The organism is Paraburkholderia sp. LEh10, from assembly GCF_017814945.1.
Lineage (GTDB): Bacteria > Pseudomonadota > Gammaproteobacteria > Burkholderiales > Burkholderiaceae > Paraburkholderia.
In genome coordinates, this window is the sequence record NZ_JAGIPX010000018.1 from 74,699 (window position 1) to 96,411 (window position 21,713).

A 21,713-nucleotide genomic window follows, 5' to 3' on the forward strand; every position below is an offset into this window, starting at 1 on the left:
GGCCCTCTCAAGCACTCTTTCTGACGACGAGCCGATGCGGAAGCAGCACGCCCGGCACGTCGCCGGTGGGGTTCGCGAGCCGCTGCAGCAACAGGCGCGCGGCCGTCTCGCCGAGTTCGCGCATCGGCTGTGCGATCGTCGTGAGCGGCGGATCGATTTGCGCGGCAAGCGAGATGTCGTCGAAGCCCGCGACGGCCACGTCGTCGGGCACGCGTTTGCCGACGCTGCGCAAGCCCGCGATCACGCCGATCGCGAGCGTGTCGGACACGGCGAAGACGGCGCTCGGCGGCTTCGCGTGCGTCATCAGCGACGCCGCCGCCGATGCGCCTGCTTCGTAGTCGAGGCTGTTCACGTTTAGCCGCCACCTTTCGTCGGGTGTGATGCCCGCGTCGAGCAAGGCGTCGAGATAGCCGCGCTGCCGCTGTTGCGCGTACAGGTAGTGATCGTCGGAGTTGATCAGCGCGATGCGCCGGTGGCCGCGCGCGAGCAGATGGCGCACGGCGTCGCCCGCCGCGCGGTAATTGTCGATGCCGACATATGGCACGCCCACGGACGAATCGAACTCGCAGCACGCGACCCACGGCAGCGCGTTCGATTCTTCCGCCAGCGCCTGCTGCACGGTCGCCGGGTCGAGGCAGATCGCGCCGTCCGCGCGACGGCGGCGCAGCAGATCGAAATAGCTGCGCTCCCGGCCCGGATCGGCACCCGTGTCACACAGCAGCATGAAATAGCCGTGCTGGCGCGCGACGGAATCGATGCCGCGGATCACCTCCGCGTAGAACGGGTTGCCGACGTCGGGCACCATCGTCAGCAGCAGGCGGCTTTCGGCCGTGCGCAGGTTGCGCGCGAGCTCGTTCACGCGGTAGCCGCTCGCCGCGACGGCGGCAAGCACCCTGTCGCGCGTCGCGGGACGCACGTTCGGATGCCCGTTCAGCACGCGCGACACCGTCGCCACCGAGACGCCCGCCTGCTCGGCCACGCCCGCAATCGACAGCCCTTCCGGCGCGCCGCGCAAACCGGCGCGCGACTCGGGCTCGGCCACGCCAGGCGGCGGCGCGTGCGGGTCGTGCTGGGACGGTTGATCCACCGGACGATGCTCCGAAAATGTAATCGATTACATTCTTGGTCGAGATACGCGCGAACCGCAAGTCCAATCGCGTAGGGATTTACACCGAGGCAGGCGGCGCAACGGCAAGCCCGCGCCGGCGTGGGAGGTGCCCGTTGCCGGGCGGCATCGGCGCGCGGTTTGGTACAATTTCGCAGTTAACGAAGCAAGACCCGAAGACCCGAAGCAAGACCCGAGACAGTGGGAGCCGTGGTCCCTCAATACACATCCCGCTGTCCGCACCCCAACCACACCGCCGAATCATCATGAACATCGAACAAGCGCGTTTCAACATGATTGAACAGCAAATCCGTCCGTGGGAAGTGCTCGACCAGGACGTGCTGAATCTGCTGTCGATCGTCAAGCGTGAGAATTTCGTCCCCGCCGTGTATCGCGAGCTGGCGTTCGTCGATTTCGAAATTCCGCTGCCCGCCGGCCAGCATATGCTCGCGCCGCGCATCGAGGCACGCGTGCTGCAGGAATTGGCGGTGAAGAAGCATGAAACCGTGCTGGAGATCGGCGCGGGTTCGGGCTACATGGCGGCGCTGCTCGCGCACCGTTCGCAGCATGTGCTGACGGTCGATATCGAGCCGGAGCTGGCCGAGCTGGCGAAGGCGAATCTCGCCGCGAACGGCGTGCTGAACGCCGAAGTCGTGACGGGCGACGCCGCGCGCGGCTGGGGCGCCGCGGCCCCGTACGACGTGATCTGCGTGTCGGGCGGCCTGCCCGTGCTGCCGCAGGAAATGCTCGAGCATCTGAAGGTCGGCGGGCGACTCGCTGCGTTCGTCGGCACCGCGCCTGTCATGAAGGCGCAGATCATCACGCGTGTCGACGAAAAGCAATTCCGCATCGCCGACGTGTTCGAAACCTTTGTCGAACCGCTGCAGAACGCCGTGCATCCGTCACGCTTCAAGTTCTGACGTTCAGGCAACACGACGAGACTGACCATGCAAAACCTGACCGCTCCCGCACTCGCCGAATGGCTCGCTGACAAGTCGCGCCCGGCGCCCGTGCTGCTCGACGTGCGCGAGCCGTGGGAAATCGAAACGGCGAAGATCGCAGGTTGCGTGTCGATTCCGATGCGCGAGATTCCCGCGCGCAGCGAAGAACTCGACGACGATGTGCAGATCGTCTGCATCTGCCATCATGGCGCGCGCAGCGCGCAGGTCGCGATGTTTCTCGAATCGCGCGGACATAAGGACGTGTTCAATCTGTATGGCGGCATCGACGCGTGGTCGAAGCAGGTCGATCCTTCCGTGCCGACTTACTGATTCTCCCAACGTATTGCCTTGCTTGAACCATTGAGCGCGCCGGTGTTTTCACCGGCGCGTTTTTGTTTGTGCGTCCATCCTGGCCGCATCGGCGATACCTGCCGGGAATTTCGGAGGTTTCATACGAAGATTCCGAAATCTACTATGTCGTCCTGATCATTCGATCGATCAACATACCGTGTTTCCTTTCAAGAGCATGAGGGTATGAAATCGATCCGAATTGTCGCGGCGCTGGCGTTGCTGTCGCCCGTCGTCTGCCATGCGACCCTCGGTGCTGCGCCGTCGCCATCGACGGGCGCCCGGGGGGCGTCACCTGCTTCGCGCGCCGCACTGACGGCGGCGATACCTTCCGCGCCCGCTACGCCCTACTCCGTCCACGAATCTCAAACGGCTGACGGCGTCACGATCCGCGAGTACGTGTCGGCAGCGAACGTCGTGTTTGCGGTGACGTGGCAAGGGCCCACGCGGCCGGATATGCAGGCGCTGCTCGGCAGCTACTTTCCGAACCTGGTCGCGGCGGGACAGCGCGCCGCGCGCGGAACGGGCCCGCTGATCGTTCGCGAAGGCGAGCTGCGAATCGAGTCCGTCGGACATCAGGGTGCATTCGCGGGCAAGGCCTACGTGCCGCGGCTCGTGCCCGCCAACGTCAATGTGGATGACCTGCAATGAAGCGCCTTCTTGCCGATCTTTTTTCCCGTCGAGCTTCCAATAATCCGCTTTTCGTGGCGCTGCTGGCGGCGAGCGTAACGCTCGCTGCATGCGGCGGCGGAGGCGGCGACGACAACGGCTCGAACCAGCCCGTCAGCAACGTTGCGCCCGACAAGCCCACGGCTGCGTCGGGCACGCCCGCCAGCACGCCGTCGGCGGCGAGCGCACCTGCTGCGGCGAGCGCCCCTTCACCGGCGAGCACGCCTGCGTCGAACGGCGCGCCTTCGTCGGTGAACACGCCTTCTGCGGCAAGCGCGCCTGCGGCGGCGAGTGCACCGTCGGCCGCGAGTTCGCCCTCGGCCTCCACGCCCGCGAGTGAAACAGGCACATCCGGCAGCGGCAACGCCGGCAGCGCGAATTCCACCGACACGCCATCGACCCCGACCGTCGCCAGCAACACCGCGCCCATCGTCATCGACGGCACGCTTTCCAACGTCAACCAGCTCGTGAACATGCCCTACGTCAGCGTGACGTTTTGCGTGCCGGGCAAGCAGGGCGCGTCGCAATGCGCGAGCGTCGATCACATGCTGCTCGACACGGGCTCGGTGGGCGTGCGCGTGATATCGGCTGCGCTCGGCGCGGCGCTCGGCGCGAAATTGCCCGCGCAGACGGGCGCCAGCAACGACCCGACGGGCACGGCGGCGATCGCCCAATGTGCGCTCTTCGCATCCGGCTACACGTGGGGTTCGACACGGCGCGCCGACGTCACGATCGGCGAAAAAACCGCGAGCGGCATCCCGATCCAGTTGATCGGCGACAGCGGGTTCACGTGGACGCCTTCCGATTGCAGCTCGCGCGGCGGTCCGGGCATGAACGACGTCGCTCACCTTGGCGCGAACGGGATCGTCGGCATCGGGAATCTGGCGCGCGACTATCCTGGAGCAGCGAATGCCCCGCTTGCGGCCAACTACTACTACTGCCCGACACCCTGGTCCTGCACCGCCGCGAGCGTGCCGCTCAACAAGCAGACGGCCAACCCTGTTGCCGCCTTCGCCACCGACAACAACGGCACGATCATCCGTCTGCCCGCGGTGCCGCCGACGGGCCTCGCGAGCGTGACAGGAGAACTGGTGTTCGGCATCGGCACGCGCGAGAACAACGCGTTGCCGGCCACGCCGACTCTCGTCGTCGTCACGGACGATCGCGGCGGGTTCACGACGAACTATCGCGGCCGGACAGTGTCCAGCTTCGTCGATAGCGGCTCGAACGGTCTGTTCTTCCAGGATTCGACGCTGCCCCTCATGACGGGTAACACCTGGTTTGCGCCCGCCACCACGCAGAGCCTGAGCGCAATCATGATCTCCAAAACGGGCAACGCACAGTCGAGCGTGCCATTCTCGATCGCCGACGCGTCGAGCCTGTTCGCTCTGGGTTATGCCGCGTATGGCAATCTCGGCGGCGCCAGTTCGTCGTATTTCATATGGGGCTTGCCGTTTTTCTACGGCCGCAGCGTCTATACCGCGTTGAGCGGCGTGCAGGCCGCCACGCAGAAAGGACCTTACGTGGCATTCTGATCGCCCGTCCATTGCCGGCATGATCCGGCGGACGGCAAAAAAACGGCGGACGGCTGCATGCCCGTCCGCCGTTTTTCTTCCGGGCCGACCACTTCAATCCGCTTCCTTCAACACCTGGGCCACGGTGCGGAACAACTCGTCGATTTGCGCCTCATCGATGATGAGAGGCGGCGAGAACGCCAGGATATCGCCCGTATAGCGCGTCAGCACGCCTTTCTCGAAGCAGCGCACGAACACGTCATAAGCGCGCGCGCCCGGCGCGCCGTCGCGCGGCTGAAGCTCCACACCGCCGACGAGCCCCAGATTGCGCACGTCGATCACATGCCGCTCGCCCTTGAGCTTGTGAATCGCCGTTTCGAACACGGGCGCCATCTGCGCGGCGCGCTCGAACAGCCCCTCGCGCTCGTACAGGTCGATCGTTGCGCACGCAGCGGCCGCCGCGATCGGATGCCCCGAATACGTGTAGCCGTGAAACAGCTCGATTCCGGCCGGCGCGCCGTTGACGATCGCATCGTGTATGCGCGCGCTCGCCGCGACGGCGCCCATCGGCGCAGCGGCATTGTTCGTGCCTTTGGCCATCGTCAGCAGATCGGGCATCACGTTGAAGTACTGCGCGGCGAACGGCGCACCAAGGCGCCCCCAGCCCGTAATCACTTCGTCGAAGATCAGCAGGATGCCGTACTTGTCGCAGATCTCGCGCAAGCGCTGCAAATAGCCTTGCGGCGGAATCAGCACGCCCGTCGAGCCCGCCACCGGCTCGACGATCACAGCCGCGATCGTCGACGCATCGTGCAGCGTGACGAGCCGCTCCAGCTCATCGGCGAGATGCGCGCCCCACGCGGGCTGCCCTTTCGAGAACGCCGCCTCGCTGATATTGAGCGTATGCGGCAGATGGTCGACCGCGGGAAGCATCGCGCCTGAATATGCCTTGCGGTTCGGCGCAATCCCGCCGACGGAAACCCCGCCGAAGCCGACGCCGTGATAGCCGCGCTCGCGTCCGATCAACCGCGTACGCTGTCCTTCGCCGCGCGCGCGATGATACGCAAGCGCGATCTTGAGCGCCGTGTCGACGGCCTCCGAGCCCGAATTCGTGAAGAAGATGTGCTTGAGATCGCCGGGCGTGTGCTTCGCGATCTTCGTCGCGGCCTCGAATGCCTTCGGGTGGCCCATCTGGAACGTCGGCGCGAAGTCCATCTCCGCGGCCTGCGCCTGCACGGCGGCGACGATCTCGTCGCGGCAATGCCCGGCGTTCACGCACCACAGCCCGGCCGTGCCATCGAGGATGCGCCGTCCGTCGTGCGACATGTAGTACATCCCCTTCGCACTCGACAGCAGGCGCGGCGCGCTCTTGAACTGCCGGTTCGCGGTGAACGGCATCCAGAACGCCGCCATGTCGGGGGTCGAGGCAGCCGTCGCCGGGGATGCAGCGCGTTCGTTCATGTTCTGTCTCCTCTCTATTGAGGTCGGTTGGAGTTCCAGTGTAGGCAGGCGGGCGTGCATGCACAACGGGGCAGCCGCCATGCACCGGCGGCGCGCGCGCGAAACCGGGGCATCGCGCGCCGCCCTTCGTTGCAGCGCGGCGCGCACCTTTACGAGGCGCAGCGCGTTGCGCTGCACCGCTTTCGCGCCCAACGCGCATAACGTCACACGATGCCTCGACGCCAGCGAGCCGCATTGCAGCACGCGCAGCGTCCATTGAACACAGTGGCGCAAGCCTGGCATGTGCCTTGCAGTAATCCCGCCCGGCTAGAGCCTGCACCCATAACCAAACAAGCTACGAACGCGGCACGCGTTCGCCACTCACCACCCTCCTATGGCAAGGGGAAGCACATGAAACGTCGCAGTCTGCTGAAGCTCGGCTCCATGTCGGGCGCGCTCGCGCTGGCGGGCAAGGTTCCTTTCGCGCATGCCCAGTCGGGCAACGGCCCGATCAAGGTCGGCATCCTGCACTCGCTGTCGGGCACGATGGCGATCTCCGAGACCTCGCTGAAAGACACCGCGTTGATGACGATCGCCGAAATCAACGCAAGCGGCGGCGTGATGGGCCGCAAGATCGAGCCCGTCGTCGTCGATCCCGCTTCGAACTGGCCGCTCTTCGCCGAGAAGGCCCGCCAGCTATTGACGCAGGATAAGGTCGCCTGCGTGTTCGGCTGCTGGACGTCGGTGTCGCGCAAGTCGGTGCTGCCCGTGTTCGAGGAACTGAACGGCCTGCTCTTCTACCCGGTGCAGTATGAAGGCGAAGAGATGTCGCGCAACGTCTTCTATACGGGCGCCGCGCCCAACCAGCAAGCCATCCCCGCGACCGAATACCTGATGAGCGCGGAAGGCGGCGGCGCGAAGCGCTTCTTCCTGCTCGGCACCGACTATGTGTATCCCCGCACGACCAACAAGATCCTGCGCGCGTTCCTCAAGTCGAAGGGCGTGCAGGAGACCGACATCCAAGAGGTCTACACGCCGTTCGGCCACAGCGACTATCAGACGATCGTCGCGAACATCAAGACATTCGCGCAGGGCGGCAAGACCTGCGTGATCTCGACCGTCAACGGCGACTCGAACGTGCCGTTCTACAAGGAGCTCGGCAACCAGGGGCTGAAGGCGACCGATGTGCCCGTCGTCGCGTTCTCCGTCGGCGAAGAGGAACTGCGCGGCATCGACACGAAGCCGCTGGTCGGCAACCTCGCGGCGTGGAATTACTTCATGTCGGTGAAGGGCCCGTCCAACACGAAGTTCAAGGAGCAATGGGCCGAATGGGTGAAATCGCAAAACCTGCCGGGCGGTACGAAGCGCGTGACCAATGACCCGATGGAAGCGACGTATGTCGGCATCCACATGTGGAAGCAGGCCGTCGAAAAAGCGAAGAGCACCGATGTCGACAAGGTGCGCGTCGCGATGATCGGCCAGAAATTCTCGGCGCCGTCGGGCTTCACGCTCGAAATGGATGGCAACCATCATCTGCACAAGCCCGTGATGATCGGCGAAGTGCGTGGGGACGGCCAGTTCAACATCGTCTGGAAGACAAAGACGGCGATTCGCGCGCAGCCGTGGAGCCCGTATATCGCGGGCAACCAGGGCAAGCCGGATATCGTCAGCTCGATCCCGGCGTTCCTGCGCCGCCGCTCACGCGTGGCCTGACGCGCGATGCCGGTGCGTTGCGCCCGATACACGCACCGGCACGCCCCCGTTCGCGCAACGCGCCCGCTTCCCGCAGCGCGTGGTACGACGCAATCGCGCGATGCCATGCTTTCTGATGGCATCGCGCCTGCTAGCTCGCTTCATCCTCAAGATCATCATGGCGTACTCACTTTCCACGCTCGCTTCGCTCGCGGCCCGCAGCGCTGACACGCTGCGCGGCCTGCGCGGGCGAGCACGCCGCGCCGCCGCATCGTGGGCGCTGGGCGCGGCGCTCGCCGCGCTTGCACCCGTCAGCGCTCATGCGTTGACAGCCGCCGATGTCGCGCCGCTCACGGGCGACGACTTCGATGCGAAGTCCGCCGCCATCGACAAGCTGATCGCGAATCACGACGCGCCTTCCGTCGCGCTGCTCAAGGCGTTGTCCGAAGACGGCGCGCTCGCCACCGATTCCGGCGAAGTGCTGATACAGGACAACGACAGCGCGCGCGATGCCGTCACGGGCAAGACCGTCGCCGCGGGCGACGCGCAGCCGATCACGCTGAACAATCTGCTGCGCTCGAAGGTAGCGGGCGCGCTGTCGGGCCTGCAACTCGACTCCGCCGATCCCGCGAAGCGCGCGCAAGCGATCGCGGCGCTGCTGAAGACGCCCGATCCGTCGATGAAGCCGCAGATCGATGCGGCGCGCGCGAAGGAAACGGATCCGGCGCTGAAAAAGCGCCTCGATACGCTTTGGGCGATGACGGCGCTGCACGACAGCGACGCCGCGAAACGGCTCGAAGCGGTGACGCTCGTCGCCGCGCGGCGCGACCTGGAGATGTACGAACTGCTGCGCCCGCTCGTCGAGAAGAAGCCGGACGGCAGCTTCGGCGAAACCGACGCGCGCGTGCGCGAGGCCGCGCAGCAAGGCATCGCCGCACTCGATTCGATCCAGCGCCGCAGCGAGATCGCAGGGACGCTGTTCGCCGGGTTGTCGCTTGGCAGCGTGCTGCTGCTCGCGGCGCTCGGCCTTGCGATCACGTACGGGCTGATCGGCGTGATCAACATGGCGCATGGCGAGTTTCTGATGATCGGCGCTTATGCGACGTATGTCGTGCAGAACCTCGTGCAGCGCTACGTGCCCGGCGCGTTCGACTGGTATCCCCTCATCGCCGTGCCCGCTTCGTTCGTGGTCGCGGCGCTCGTCGGCATCGCGCTCGAGCGGCTCGTGCTGAAGCATCTGTATGGACGTCCGCTCGAAACGCTGCTGACCACGTTCGGCATTAGCCTGATCCTGATCCAGGCGACGCGCATGCTGTTCGGTGCGCAAAACGTGCAGGTCGTGAATCCTTCGTGGATGAGCGGCGGCGTCACGGTGATGCAGAACCTGATTCTGCCGTACAACCGGCTCGCGATTCTCGCGTTCTCGCTGCTCGTCGTCGCGATCGCGTGGGCGGTGCTGACGAAGACGCGCCTCGGCCTTTTCGTGCGCGCGGTGACGCAGAACCGCCGCATGGCCGCGTGCGTCGGCGTGAAGACCGCGTATGTCGATTCGTACGCGTTCGCGTTCGGCGCGGGCATCGCGGGACTCGGCGGCTGCGCGCTGTCGCAGATCGGCAATGTCGGGCCGGACCTCGGACAGAGCTACATCATCGATTCGTTCATGGCCGTCGTGCTCGGCGGCGTCGGCCAGCTGGCGGGCACGGTGATCGGCGGCTTCGGGCTCGGGCTCGTGAGCAAGGCCATCGAGCCGTTCTGGGGCGCGGTGCTCGCGAAGATCGCGGTGCTCGTGCTGATCGTGCTGTTCATCCAGAAGCGTCCGCAGGGCATGTTCGCCCTGAAGGGCCGCAGCGCGGAGGCATGACATGACATACGCGACTTCTTCCGCTTCCACTTCCGTCCAGACGCGGGGCGCGCCTCACGCGAGCGGACGGGAACAACTCGAAGGCTTCGCGCTCGGCTTGCCGCCGCGCCCCGCCCTCCTGTCGCGGCGGGCATGGCAATTGCTGGTCGCGCTGATCATCGCGGTCGGACTCGGCGTGCCGTTCACGGCGCTGGTGCTGCCGCAGACGAGCGCATTCCATTTGTCCGCGTATGCGCTGACGCTCGTCGGCAAGCTGATGTGCTACGCGATTGCCGCACTCGCGCTCGATCTCGTTTGGGGCTACTGCGGCATTCTGAGCCTCGGGCACGGTCTCTTCTTCGCGCTCGGCGGCTACGCGATCGGCATGTACCTGATGCGCGCGATCGGCCACGACGGCAAGTACGGCAGTGACCTGCCCGACTTCATGGTGTTTCTCGACTGGCATCAGTTACCGTGGTACTGGGAGGGCACGCAGCATCTCGCGTATGCGCTGCTGCTCGTCGTGCTGGCGCCTGCCGTGCTCGCATGGGTGTTCGGCTTTTTCACGTTCCGCTCGCGCGTGAAGGGCGTGTATCTGTCAATCATCACGCAGGCGATGACGTTTGCCGCGATGCTGCTGTTCTACCGTAACGAGACGGGCTTCGGCGGCAACAACGGCTTCACCGATTTCAAGCGGATCGCGGGTTTCCCGATCACGCATCCTGGCACGCGCACGGCCCTTTTTCTGATGACGTTTGCCGTGCTGGTGCTCGCGTTCATCGGCGCGCGGGCCATTGTCACATCGAAGCTCGGTCGCGTCGTGACGGCCGTGCGCGATGGCGAGACGCGCCTGATGTTCCTCGGCTACAGCCCGCTTGCGTACAAGCTGTTCGTATGGACGGTATCGGCCGTGCTGTGCGGCATCGCGGGCGCGCTGTATGTGCCGCAGGTCGGCATCATCAATCCGGGCGAGATGTCGCCGGGCAACTCGATCGAGATGGCGATCTGGGTGGCCGTCGGCGGGCGCGGCACGTTGATCGGGCCGATCATCGGCGCGTTTGCGGTGAATGGCGCGAAGAGCTTCTTTACCGCTTATTTCGCGGAGTACTGGCTGTTCTTTCTGGGCCTGATTTTCGTGCTGGTGCCGTTGCTGCTGCCGAACGGGATCATGGGGCTGATCGAACTCGTGACGCGCAGGAGGAACCGCTGATGAACGCGCACCCGATGGTCCCCGATCCGTCATTGCCGGAAGGGCACGATGGCCGCGCGCTGTCCGGCGTGGCGACGATGGGCCACGCCGTCAAGCCTGGCGAAATCGACCTGTCGCATGGGGCGATTCTTTATCTCGAGGACGTGACGGTTTCATTCGATGGCTTTCGCGCGTTGAATGCGCTGTCGCTATCGATCGACGCGGGCGAACTGCGCTGCATCATCGGCCCGAACGGCGCGGGCAAGACGACGATGATGGACGTCATCACGGGCAAGACTTCGCCCGATTCGGGCAAGGTGTTTCTGGGGCAGACGATCGACCTGACGCGGATGAACGAGCCGTCGATCGCGCGCGCGGGCATCGGGCGGAAGTTCCAGAAGCCGACGGTGTTCGAGCAGCATCCCGTGTGGGAAAACCTCGAACTGGCGATGAAGACCGACAAGGGCTGGCTCGCTTCGCTGCGAGCTCGTCTGGATCGGGAAGCGCAGTCTCGCATCGAGGAAACCTTGTCGCTGATACGTCTCGAAGGCGAGGCGCTGCGGCCTGCGGGCGAGCTCTCGCATGGTCAGAAGCAGCGGCTGGAGATCGGGATGTTGTTGATGCAGCAGCCTGCGTTGTTGTTGCTCGACGAACCCGCGGCTGGGATGACTGACGATGAGACCATGGAACTCGCCGGGCTGCTTAACCACTTGCGTGGTACGTGCTCGATGATGGTCGTTGAGCACGATATGGAGTTTGTGGCCGCGCTGGCGGGCGAGTCCGGAAAGGTGACGGTGATGGCCGAGGGTCGTGTGCTGGCACAGGGGACGCTTGATGAGGTCAAGCGGGATGCGGCGGTTGTTGAGAGTTATCTTGGGCGGTAGGGGTTTTTTGTTTGCAACTGTTTTGCCGCTGTCGCTGGCGGATTGTTTTGCCGCTGTCGCTGGCATCCGCGATAGCGCCTCGCGGCGTGGGCGTCGCCCCTGTGCGGGGCGGCACCTACTTTCTTTGCCGCGGCAAAGAAAGTAGGCAAAGAAAGCCGCTCACACCGCCAATGCTTGACGCTTGTCCACGGGCTCTTAACGTCCCCGCACTTCGCATAGTAGCGTGCTGACCGATGTTCGTTGCCAACGTGCCCGGCAATTGCCTCACCCGCGTCATGCGCTCGCACAATGGCCTTCCATCGCTGATGGTTTAGCGCCCTGTGCGGCAAACATATGTAGGGTGTCGCGCCTCATAGGGCGGCGCTCGAACCATGCAGAGACGTCGCGCAGCGAAGGTGTTCTAAGGCGCGATGGCCTACATACGTTTGCCGCACAGGGGCGGTGGATAGTCGAAGTCGTATTCTGCAACGCAGGGGCATGAAGCGGTTGAGGCGTTCAATCAGTGCGCTGGCACGGACATGGGTCAGCGCGTTGCCGTGCGAAGTGCGGGGACGTTAAGGGCCCGTGGGTAACGGTCAAGGTTTGGCGGTGTGAGCGGCTTTCTTTGCCTACTTTCTTTGCCGCGGCAAAGAAAGTAGGTGCCGCCCCGCACAGGGGCAACGCCCGCGCCGCGAGGCGCATCGCGGATGCCAGCGACAGCGGCAAAACACAACCCGCATCGCGGATGCCAGCGACGGCGGCATAACAAACCGCATCGCGGATGCCAGCGACAGCAACAGTGGCAAAGCAACCCAACAGCGTCGCAGACAAACCAATCCAAAACAAACCAAACCCAAATCTGGAACTGGAAAAATGCTAGAAATCCAAAACCTGAACCAATACTACGGCGGCAGCCACATCCTCCGAGATGTGAAGCTAACCGTGCCGGACGGCAAGCTAACCGTCCTCCTGGGCCGCAACGGCGTCGGCAAAACGACGCTTCTCAAGTGTCTGATGGGCGTAGTCCCATCCAGAACCGGCGAGATCAAATGGCGCGGCACGCAGATATCGAAACTCGCCCCCCATGCGCGCGTAGCGCAAGGACTGGCCTACGTCCCGCAAGGCCGGGACATCTTTCCAAGACTGACGGTCGAAGAAAACCTGCTGGTCGGCGCGGCCAGCAAAAAAGCCCCAAAGAAAATCCCCGACCGCATCTACAGTCTGTTCCCCGTCCTCAAGGACATGAAAGCACGCCGCGGCGGCGACCTGTCGGGCGGCCAGCAGCAACAACTGGCCATCGGCCGCGCGCTGATGAGCGAACCGCAACTGCTGATCCTCGATGAACCCACGGAAGGCATTCAACCGTCGATCATCCAGGACATCGGCAGGACGTTGCGTCAACTCGTCGAGGAAATGGGCCTGACGGTGCTGCTCGTCGAGCAATACTACGACTTCGCGAAAGCGATCGCCGACGGCTACTGGGTCATGAGCCGCGGTGAAATCATCGCGGGCGGCGAAGGCGCCAACATGGACCGCGACGGCGTGCGCACCCTGATCGCCGTATGACGGCAAGCCATCCTCGGACGCTTTAACTGCTATCCTTCCCGCATGTCGCTTCACGAAGATCACGCCACGCTCGCCGCCATCGACGACGCCACACACACCCTGTGGCGCGCGCGGCTCGAACTCGGCTTCGCACGACACGGCGGCCGCACGACCCTCGCACATCGTCTGCATGAAGGCCCGCTGCGTCTGCAACGTCCGCTCTACCCTGAAGGGCCGTCCATCTGCCATGCCGTCATCGTGCATCCGCCCGGCGGTATCGCGGGTGGCGACCGCCTCGATATCGATGTGCGCCTCGGCGCGGATACCCATGCCGTGCTCACCACGCCCGGCGCGACGAAGTGGTACAAGTCCAACGGGCGCGCGGCGCAACAGCGCATCGCGATACGCGCCGGCGCGAATGCGAAACTCGACTGGCTGCCGCAAAACAACATCGTCTTCGATCACGCGAACGCTTCCCTCGACTTCTCGCTCACGCTCGATGAAGGCGCGACAGCGCTCGGTTGGGACGCGACGCAACTCGGCCGGCAGGCAGCGGGCGAACGCTGGTCGAAAGGCCAGCTGCGCGCGGTGTCGCGCATCGTCGGCGCCGATGGCCGGCCGCTGTGGTTCGAACGCGCGGCGCTCGCCGCTCACGACCCGTTGCGCAACGCGCCGCAAGGTCTGGCAGGCTTCCCCGCGTTCGGCACACTCTGGGCCGTGAGCCCGCAATGCGACGACGCGCTCGCGGAAACGCTCAGCGCCCAACTGCCCTTCGACGATGCCGTGCGCGCCGCCGCTTCGTGCGTTTGTCCGGGCGTGCTGATCGTGCGCGCCGTCGCGCGATCGATGGAAACGCTCCAGCATGCGCTCACAGATTGCTGGTTGCATCTGCGCCCCATCGTGCATCGCGTGAATGCCGCGCCGCTGCGTCTCTGGACGACCTGAGCGGATCGCGGTCACGCCCCATCTTCGGGCATCGCTGCGCGCCGCCGTGGTGCAGACGCGCGCGCGAAACACCGCCAGGCCCCGATCGGCCTGCATGGCATGGCCCTTGCTGCTAAACGCGCCTCACAACGCCGCAGTCAGCGGCAAACCAACCCAGTTCTCCAAACTCACACGCCCGAAGAACATCGCCGCCATGACTCAAACGACCGCTCATCGTCCACGCCGCGCGTGGATCGCCGCGCTGCTGCTCGCGCCGCTCTTCTCGCTTGCCGCACCCGCCGCCCATGCCGACGCGCTCGACAACATCACGAAAGCGGGCGTCCTGAAAGTCGCCGTGCCCGAAGACTATCCGCCGTTCGGCTCAGTCGGCCCTGATCTGAAGCCGCAAGGCTACGACATCGACACGGCCGCGCTGCTCGCGAAGTCGATGAACGTGAAGCTCGAACTCGTGCCCGTCAACAGCGCGAACCGCATTCCGTATCTGCAAACGAACAAGGTCGATCTCGTGATCTCGTCACTCGGCAAGACGCCCGAGCGCGAAAAGGTGATCGACTTCTCGACGGCCTATGCGCCGTACTATCAGGGCGTGTTCGGTCCCGCCGACATCCGGGTCGGCGGCCCCGCCGATCTCACGGGCAAGACGGTCGGCGCGACGCGCGGCGCGCTCGAAGAAATCGCGCTCACGCAAATGGCGCCCAATGCGACGATCAAGCGCTTCGAGGACAACAACGCGACGATTGCCGCGTTCCTGTCGGGCCAGGTGCAGCTGATCGCGGCGGGCAACATCGTCGCCGCGGCGATACTCGCGAAGAATCCGCCGCGCCGGCCGGAACCGAAGTTCGTCATCAAGAACTCGCCCTGCTTTGTCGGCATGAACAGGAACGAGCCGCGTCTGCAGCAGAAAGTCGATGCCGCCATCGCGCAGGCGAAGCACGACGGCACGCTCGATGCGATGTCGAAGAAGTGGTTCGGCATCGCGCTGCCCGCCGATCTGTAAGCGCGGAGTCGGTTGAAGCTGGTATCGTGAGACGGCCGCGCGATACCGGCAACAGCCAGCGGCCGTTACACGTGCGACCCGGCGGCAAAGTACCGCGCACGGCAAGTCGGCGCTGGACAATCAATCCGCGACCCGCGATCACGCGGACACCACACAACGAATGCGATGAAGCTGACTCCACGCGAAAGAGACAAACTCCTGATCTTCACGGCCGCGCTGCTCGCGGAACGGCGCCGCGCGCGCGGCCTCAAGCTGAACTACCCGGAAGCCGTCGCGTTCATCACGGCCGCGCTAATGGAAGCGGCGCGCGACGGCAAGTCCGTCGCCGAAGTGATGCATTACGGCACCACGCTCCTCACGCGCGACGATGTGATGGAAGGCGTGCCCGAGATGATTCCCGACATGCAGGTCGAAGCCACCTTCCCCGACGGCACGAAGCTCGTGACCGTCCATCACCCGATTCCGTGAAGAGGCGCGCATGATCCCAGGTGAACTGATTACCGACGACGGCGAGCACGAACTCAACGCGGGCCGCGCGACCGTCACGGTCACGGTGTCGAACACGGGCGACCGTCCCGTGCAGGTCGGCTCGCACTATCACTTCTACGAGGTGAACGCGGCCCTGTCGTTCGATCGCGAAACGGCGCGCGGCTTTCGCCTGAACATCGCGGCGGGCACTGCCGTGCGCTTCGAGCCGGGCCAGGAACGCACCGTCGAGCTCGTCGCGCTGGCGGGCGATCGCGTCGTCTATGGCTTCAACGGCAAGGTGATGGGCAAGCTCTGATTCGCCGCCCGCGATCCGAAGCCAAGCGGCGAACACATTCGGGAACCTCATAACATGACATTACGCATTGGCCGCCGCGCATACGCGGAAATGTTCGGCCCCACGACAGGCGACCGCGTGCGGCTCGCCGACACGGACCTGCTGATCGAGGTCGAGCGCGACTACACGATCTACGGTGAAGAAGTGAAGTTCGGCGGCGGCAAGGTGATACGCGACGGCATGGGCCAGTCGCAGCGCGTCGCGGCGGACGTCGTCGATACCGTCGTCACGAACGCGCTGATTCTCGATCACTGGGGCATCGTGAAGGCCGACATCGGCATCAAGCACGGCCGCATCGCGGCGATCGGCAAGGCGGGCAATCCCGACATTCAACCGGGCGTGACGATCGCGATTGGCGCGGCAACGGAAGTGATCGCGGGCGAAGGGATGATCGTCACGGCGGGCGGCATCGACACGCACATTCACTTCATCAGCCCGCAGCAGATCGACGAAGCGCTCGCGAGCGGCGTGACGACGATGCTCGGCGGCGGCACGGGCCCCGCGACGGGCACCAACGCGACCACCTGCACGCCGGGGCCATGGCACATGGAGCGCATGTTGCAGGCCGCCGACGGCTATCCGATGAATCTCGGCTTTCTCGGCAAGGGCAACGTGAGCCAGCCGCAGCCCGCGCTCGAACAGATCGCGGCGGGCGCGATCGGACTCAAGCTGCACGAGGACTGGGGCACGACGCCGGCAGCAATCGACAACTGCCTGTCCGTCGCCGACGACACCGACACGCAGGTCGCGATCCACACCGATACGTTGAACGAAGCCGGCTTCGTCGAAGCGACGGTGGCCGCGTTCAAGGGCCGCACGATCCATACGTATCACACCGAGGGCGCGGGCGGCGGCCACGCGCCCGACATCATCAAGGTCTGCGGCGAGGCGAACGTGCTGCCGTCGTCGACGAATCCGACGCGCCCGTACACCATCAACACGCTCGATGAACACCTCGACATGCTGATGGTCTGCCATCACCTCGATCCGTCGATTGCGGAAGATATCGCCTTTGCCGAATCGCGCATTCGCCGCGAGACGATTGCAGCGGAGGACATTCTTCACGATCTCGGCGCGCTGTCGATGATCTCATCCGATTCGCAGGCAATGGGGCGTGTGGGCGAAGTGATCATCCGCACCTGGCAGACAGCGCACAAGATGAAGGTGCAGCGCGGCGCGCTGCCCGAGGACAACGCGCGCAACGACAACTTCCGCGCGAAGCGCTATGTCGCGAAGTACACGATCAATCCCGCGCTCACGCATGGCATCGCGCATGAAGTCGGTTCCGTCGAGCCCGGCAAATGGGCCGACATCGTGTTCTGGGAGCCTGCGTTCTTCGGCATCAAGCCCGCGCTGATCCTCAAGGGCGGCATGATCGCGATGGCGCAGATGGGCGATCCGAACGCGTCGATCCCGACGCCGCAGCCCGTCCACTATCGCGAGATGTTCGGCACGCGCGGCGGCGCGTTGGGCCGCACGTCGTTGACGTTCGTGTCGCAGATGGCGCTCGATGCCGGCATCACCGGGCGTTATGGGCTGAGCAAGCGTATCGTTGCAGTGAAGAACTGCCGCAGCGTCACGAAGGCGCACATGATCCACAACGCGTGGCAGCCGTCGATCAGCGTCGATCCTGAAACCTATCAGGTGATCGCCGACGGACAGTTGCTGACCTGCGAGCCGGCAAAGGTCCTGCCGATGGCGCAACGCTATTTTCTGTTCTGACATGCGAACGATCGACAAACTGCTGGGCGCGCACATCAAGCTTGCGCCCGTTCTCGTCAAACGCGCGCCGACGCTCACGCTCGCATTCGACGCCCGCTGCAAGAGCCGTCTTGCCGCGACGCTCGACAACGGCGAAGAAGTCGCGTTGGTGCTGCCGCGCGGCACGGTATTGCGCGACGGCGATGTGCTCGTCGCCGACGACGGCGGTCTCGTGCGCATCGTGGCCGCCGCCGAATCCGTGCTCCATGTGCGCGCGCCCGATGTGCTGACGTTGACGCGCGCCGCCTATCATCTCGGCAACCGGCATACGCCCGTCGAGATCGGCGCAGATTACCTGAAGCTCGAATACGATCCCGTGCTCGCCGATATGCTGAAGCGGCTGGGCGCATCCGTCGATCAGGTGCAGATGCCGTTCCAGCCGGAAACGGGTGCGTATGGCGGCGGTCACCGGCATGGTCACGACGAGACATTCGCCGAGGACTATGCGCTCGCGCAGCAGGTGTATGGCGAGCATCATGGTCACGCGCACTCGCACGAGCATGGCCATGCGCACGATCACGCCGATTGCGGCTCGTCCTCATGTGCGCACGATCACGGGCACGGTCATCATCATGCGCATCGCTGAGCTGACCGCGCTGCTGCATCTCGCGTCGCCGGCGTTGCCGATTGGCGCGTTCAGCTATTCGCAAGGGCTCGAAGCAGCGATCGAAGCACAACTGATCACCGATGCCGACAGTGCCTGCGCGTGGATCAAAAGCGGCCTCTCGAACGTGCTTGCGCGCGGCGAACTGCCGTTTATCGCGCATCAGATCGAGCGCTGGCGCGCGCACGACACGGCAGCATTGATCGACGCCAATCACGAATTTCTCGCGAGCCGCGAATCGGCGGAGCTACGTCGCGAGACGGAACAGATGGGCTGGTCGTTGCGGCAGTTGTGCGCGTCGCTCGAATGGGGCGATGCCGAACGGCGCGCCACGCTCGCATCGATTGCGCCGATTGCGCAGCCGACCGCGTTCGCGTTTGCCGCCTTCGCACACGACGCAGCCAGCGACGCGGCCCTCGCCGCCTACGCGTTCAGCTGGGTCGAGAACCAGGCAATGGCCGCGCTGAAGGCCGTGCCGCTGGGACAGCTTGCGGGACAGCGCATCATCGTCGCGCTGCGCGAGCCGATCGACGCCGCCGTCAGGCACGCGCTCGGCACGTCGCCCGACGACGTCAATACCTTCGCGCCGCAGCTTGGCATCTTGTCGGCGCGTCACGAGTCGCAGTATTCGCGGCTCTTTCGCTCATAGCTTTTGCTTTTCGTGACTTCAGACATGAACGCTCCTCATCCGCTGCAACGCAAGAAGAAACTGCCGCCGCTGCGCGTCGGCGTCGGCGGCCCGGTCGGTTCGGGCAAGACGACGCTGCTCGAAATGCTCTGCAAGGCGATGCGTGACAAGTACGATCTCGTCGCGATCACCAACGACATCTACACGAAGGAAGACCAACGCCTGCTGACGGTGGCGGGCGCGCTGCCTGCCGAGCGCATCATGGGCGTGGAAACGGGCGGCTGTCCGCACACGGCGATCCGCGAAGATGCGTCGATCAACCTCGAAGCCGTCGACCGGATGCTCACGCGGTTTCCCGATGCCGACATCGTGTTCATCGAATCGGGCGGCGACAATCTTGCCGCAACGTTCAGCCCCGAGTTATCCGATCTGACGATCTATGTGATCGACGTGGCCGGCGGCGAGAAGATCCCGCGCAAAGGCGGGCCGGGTATCACGAAGTCGGACTTGCTTGTGATCAACAAGACGGATCTTGCGCCGATGGTTGGGGCGAATCTCGACGTGATGGCGTCCGATACGGAAAAGATGCGCGGCGCGCGGCCTTTCGTGATGTGTAATTTGAAGGCCCGCGAGGGGCTGGATCGGGTGATTGAGTTTATCGAGAGGAAGGGGTTGTTGGTGGCTGATAGGCCCTGAATGGGCGACTGCCGTGCGATTTTTGCCGTTGTCGCGATGCGGTTTGTTTTGCCGAATCGCCGGCATCCGCGATTGCGCCTCGCAGCGCGGGCGTTGCCCCTGTGCGGGGCGGCACCTACTTTCTTTGCCGCGGCAAAGAAAGTAGGCAAAGAAAGCCGCTCACACCGCCAACCCTTGACCGTTACCCACGGGCTCTCGACGTCCCCGCACTTCGATTGGCAGCGCGCTGGCCTTGCCCGTTGCCAATGCACTGATTGAACGCCTCATCCACTTCATGCGCTCGCACAGCGGCTACACGTGCCTGATGTTTCGTTGTCCTTTTCCGGCAAACATATGTCGGGTGTCGCTTCTCACAAGTCAGCGCTCGCACTATGCAGGCGCGTCGCGCCGCGAAGGTGTTGATGGCGCAAAGGCCTACATAGGTTTGCCGCACAGGGCGCTGGATAATCGATGTTGTGGCTTGCAACGCGGGCGCGCGAAGCGGGTGAGGCGCTTAATCACCGCGTGGGCAACGGGCATCGCCAGCACGCTGTCAAGCGAAGTGCGGGGACGTCGAGAGCCCGTGGGTAATGGTCAAGGGTTGGCGGTGTGAGCGGCTTTCTTTGCTTACTTTCTTTGCCGCGGCAAAGAAAGTAAGTGCCGCCCCGCACAGGGGCAACGCCCGCGCCGCGAGGCGCTATCGCGGATGCCAGCGACAGCGGCGAAACACCGAGCGACAGCGGCGAAACACCGAGCGACAGCGGCAAAACAAACCGTGTCGCAGACAAAAAACTACCCTCTACAAAACTCAGAAAGCGCCTTCAACCTGCGCCCAGGCTCCTCAACATAAGGATTCGTCTCATCCCATGCATAGCCCGCAAGCACGGCGCTGATCATGCGCCGAACCCCCGGCGCTTGCGCCGGGAAAAAAATGATGTCCTGTAACTGTCCCGTGTACCAGCGCTCGACGAACGCACGAAACGTATCGATGCCCTTGCGCAACGGAACGTCATACGCCGTCTGCCAGTCGACGGCCTCGCCGTTCAACTGACGCTCCAGCGTCTTCACGGCCAGATGCGCGGAGCGCAACGCAATCGTCACACCCGATGAAAACACCGGGTCCAGGAACTCGCCCGCATTACCAAGCAGCGCGAAGCCGGGCCCGTGAAGCCGCTCGACGTTCGCCGAGTATCCGCCGATATGCCGCACAGGCATCAGGAACGGCGCTTCGCCAATCAGCCGGTTCAGCGTCGGCTCGCTCTGGATCAACGCACGCAGCCTGGCTTCGCGCTCCGCTTCCGGCACGTCGAGAAATGCCATTTCAGCCACACACCCGACCGACGAACGTCCGTTGGCGAGCGGAATCATCCAGTACCACACGTCGCGATGCTCCGGATGCACAGCCACCGTGATCTTGTTGCGATCGTGCGCGTCGACGGGAATGCCGTCGCGCACATGCGTGAAGATCGCGGCGCGCGTCGGCATGCGCGTCGGCGCTTCGAGATTCAACAGGCGCGGCAGCACCCGCCCAAAGCCGCTCGCATCGAGCACGAAGCGCGCGCGCACCTCGTACGCGTCGCCCGCTTCGTCGGCGACGTCGAGCACGGGCGCGTCGCCCGTCTTCATCGCGAGCACCGTATGGCCGAAGCGCACGTCCGCGCCCTGCTGCGCCGCGCAGCGGATCAGCAGATCGTCGAACACCGCGCGCTCGACCTGATACGTCGTGCCCCAACCGACCGAATGCTTGTCGCGGAAGTCGTACGCCGACACCTTGTCCCGATACACGAAATGCGCGCCGTTCTTATACTGAAAGCCCGCTTCGACAACCGCCTGCAGCATGCCCGCCTCTTCGAGGTACGCCATGCTCTGCGGCAACAGGCTCTCGCCAATCGAGAAGCGCGGAAAATGCTGGCGCTCGAGCACGAGCACCGAGCGCCCCGCCTTCTTCAACAGCGCCGCGGCGACGGCACCCGACGGCCCCGCTCCGATGATGGCCACATCCACGTCGGCGTTCATCGATGAATTCATATTTATTGATCTCCCTTCGAATAACCCTTCACTGCCTGTCGCGCGCGACGTTTTCAGTTCGCACCCGCGCTCACCACGCAGCACGTGCGATCACACGCCCGCGATT

21 protein-coding genes are annotated in these 21,713 nt (G+C 64.6%); 17 read left to right on the top strand and 4 right to left on the bottom strand.

Annotated features, from left to right (window positions below; all coding sequences use genetic code 11):
• Positions 1-7: 7 nt before the first annotated feature.
• A complete protein-coding gene (locus J8I87_RS17130; RefSeq protein ID WP_313064814.1) occupies positions 8-1,042 on the bottom strand; it encodes a LacI family DNA-binding transcriptional regulator in 1,035 nt (344 codons plus the stop codon).
• Between the two features lie 329 nt (positions 1,043-1,371).
• Here J8I87_RS17130 and J8I87_RS17135 point away from each other — a divergent pair, with 329 nt between their 5' ends.
• From J8I87_RS17135 to J8I87_RS17145, 3 genes are all read left to right on the top strand, one after another.
• Positions 1,372-2,025, top strand: a complete 654-nt coding sequence (locus J8I87_RS17135; protein WP_209932765.1) for a protein-L-isoaspartate O-methyltransferase — start codon at positions 1,372-1,374, stop codon at positions 2,023-2,025.
• Between the two features lie 27 nt (positions 2,026-2,052).
• Positions 2,053-2,376: a rhodanese-like domain-containing protein gene (locus J8I87_RS17140; RefSeq protein ID WP_209932766.1), complete on the top strand. Its 324-nt coding sequence runs from the start codon at positions 2,053-2,055 to the stop codon at positions 2,374-2,376.
• 204 nt (positions 2,377-2,580) lie between these two features.
• The gene (locus J8I87_RS17145; protein WP_209932767.1) at positions 2,581-3,045 is read left to right on the top strand and encodes a DUF2844 domain-containing protein; all 465 of its coding nucleotides are present in this window, start codon (positions 2,581-2,583) and stop codon (positions 3,043-3,045) included.
• On the opposite strand, the gene J8I87_RS46005 is transcribed toward J8I87_RS17145, so the two are convergent.
• Positions 3,023-3,538, bottom strand: coding sequence for a hypothetical protein (locus J8I87_RS46005; RefSeq protein ID WP_313064799.1), 516 nt, complete (start codon positions 3,536-3,538; stop codon positions 3,023-3,025). The genes J8I87_RS17145 and J8I87_RS46005 overlap by 23 nt on opposite strands.
• Between J8I87_RS46005 and J8I87_RS17150 the strand changes: the two genes are divergently transcribed.
• Complete coding sequence (locus J8I87_RS17150; protein ID WP_313064800.1) at positions 3,531-4,598, top strand: DUF3443 domain-containing protein; 1,068 nt, start codon at positions 3,531-3,533, stop codon at positions 4,596-4,598. The genes J8I87_RS46005 and J8I87_RS17150 overlap by 8 nt on opposite strands.
• A gap of 93 nt (positions 4,599-4,691) precedes the next feature.
• Here J8I87_RS17150 and J8I87_RS17155 read toward each other — a convergent pair whose 3' ends face one another.
• On the bottom strand, positions 4,692-6,038 hold the full coding sequence (locus J8I87_RS17155) for an aspartate aminotransferase family protein (protein WP_209932771.1): 1,347 nt from the start codon (positions 6,036-6,038) through the stop codon (positions 4,692-4,694).
• A 390-nt stretch (positions 6,039-6,428) separates the two neighbouring features.
• On the opposite strand from J8I87_RS17155, the gene urtA reads away from it, so the two are divergent.
• The 13 genes from urtA to ureG all read left to right on the top strand — a co-directional run bounded on the left by urtA (position 6,429) and on the right by ureG (position 19,600).
• Positions 6,429-7,730 (top strand): urea ABC transporter substrate-binding protein, encoded by a 1,302-nt coding sequence (gene urtA, locus J8I87_RS17160; protein ID WP_209932773.1) that lies wholly within the window; start codon positions 6,429-6,431, stop codon positions 7,728-7,730.
• Positions 7,731-7,887: 157 nt separating this feature from the next.
• Positions 7,888-9,570, top strand: coding sequence for an urea ABC transporter permease subunit UrtB (urtB, locus tag J8I87_RS17165; protein ID WP_209932775.1), 1,683 nt, complete (start codon positions 7,888-7,890; stop codon positions 9,568-9,570).
• Between the two features lies 1 nt (position 9,571).
• Entirely contained in the window at positions 9,572-10,759 is a 1,188-nt protein-coding gene (gene urtC / locus J8I87_RS17170) for an urea ABC transporter permease subunit UrtC (RefSeq protein WP_209932777.1), read from the top strand.
• Positions 10,759-11,622 carry an urea ABC transporter ATP-binding protein UrtD gene (urtD, locus tag J8I87_RS17175; RefSeq protein ID WP_209932779.1) on the top strand — a complete coding sequence of 288 codons (864 nt, stop codon included), beginning with the start codon at positions 10,759-10,761 and terminating at the stop codon, positions 11,620-11,622. The genes urtC and urtD overlap by 1 nt, the downstream gene beginning before the upstream one ends.
• An 852-nt stretch (positions 11,623-12,474) precedes the next feature.
• Complete coding sequence (urtE, locus tag J8I87_RS17180) at positions 12,475-13,167, top strand: urea ABC transporter ATP-binding subunit UrtE (RefSeq protein ID WP_209932781.1); 693 nt, start codon at positions 12,475-12,477, stop codon at positions 13,165-13,167.
• A 42-nt stretch (positions 13,168-13,209) separates the two neighbouring features.
• On the top strand, positions 13,210-14,091 hold the full coding sequence (locus J8I87_RS17185; RefSeq protein WP_209932782.1) for an urease accessory protein UreD: 882 nt from the start codon (positions 13,210-13,212) through the stop codon (positions 14,089-14,091).
• Positions 14,092-14,284: 193 nt separating this feature from the next.
• Entirely contained in the window at positions 14,285-15,088 is an 804-nt protein-coding gene (locus tag J8I87_RS17190) for a transporter substrate-binding domain-containing protein (protein WP_209932784.1), read from the top strand.
• A gap of 165 nt (positions 15,089-15,253) precedes the next feature.
• Positions 15,254-15,556, top strand: coding sequence for an urease subunit gamma (ureA, locus tag J8I87_RS17195; RefSeq protein WP_209932785.1), 303 nt, complete (start codon positions 15,254-15,256; stop codon positions 15,554-15,556).
• Positions 15,557-15,566: 10 nt separating this feature from the next.
• On the top strand, positions 15,567-15,872 hold the full coding sequence (locus J8I87_RS17200; protein WP_209932787.1) for an urease subunit beta: 306 nt from the start codon (positions 15,567-15,569) through the stop codon (positions 15,870-15,872).
• A 54-nt stretch (positions 15,873-15,926) separates the two neighbouring features.
• A complete protein-coding gene (gene ureC / locus J8I87_RS17205) occupies positions 15,927-17,633 on the top strand; it encodes an urease subunit alpha (RefSeq protein ID WP_209932789.1) in 1,707 nt (568 codons plus the stop codon).
• A 1-nt stretch (position 17,634) separates the two neighbouring features.
• Entirely contained in the window at positions 17,635-18,258 is a 624-nt protein-coding gene (ureE, locus tag J8I87_RS17210; protein WP_209932791.1) for an urease accessory protein UreE, read from the top strand.
• Positions 18,245-18,925 (top strand): urease accessory protein UreF, encoded by a 681-nt coding sequence (locus tag J8I87_RS17215; protein ID WP_209932864.1) that lies wholly within the window; start codon positions 18,245-18,247, stop codon positions 18,923-18,925. The genes ureE and J8I87_RS17215 overlap by 14 nt, the downstream gene beginning before the upstream one ends.
• A 24-nt stretch (positions 18,926-18,949) precedes the next feature.
• Entirely contained in the window at positions 18,950-19,600 is a 651-nt protein-coding gene (ureG, locus tag J8I87_RS17220; RefSeq protein ID WP_209932793.1) for an urease accessory protein UreG, read from the top strand.
• 771 nt (positions 19,601-20,371) lie between these two features.
• On the opposite strand, the gene J8I87_RS17225 is transcribed toward ureG, so the two are convergent.
• Entirely contained in the window at positions 20,372-21,607 is a 1,236-nt protein-coding gene (locus J8I87_RS17225; protein WP_245253983.1) for an NAD(P)/FAD-dependent oxidoreductase, read from the bottom strand.
• Positions 21,608-21,713 lie beyond the last annotated feature (106 nt).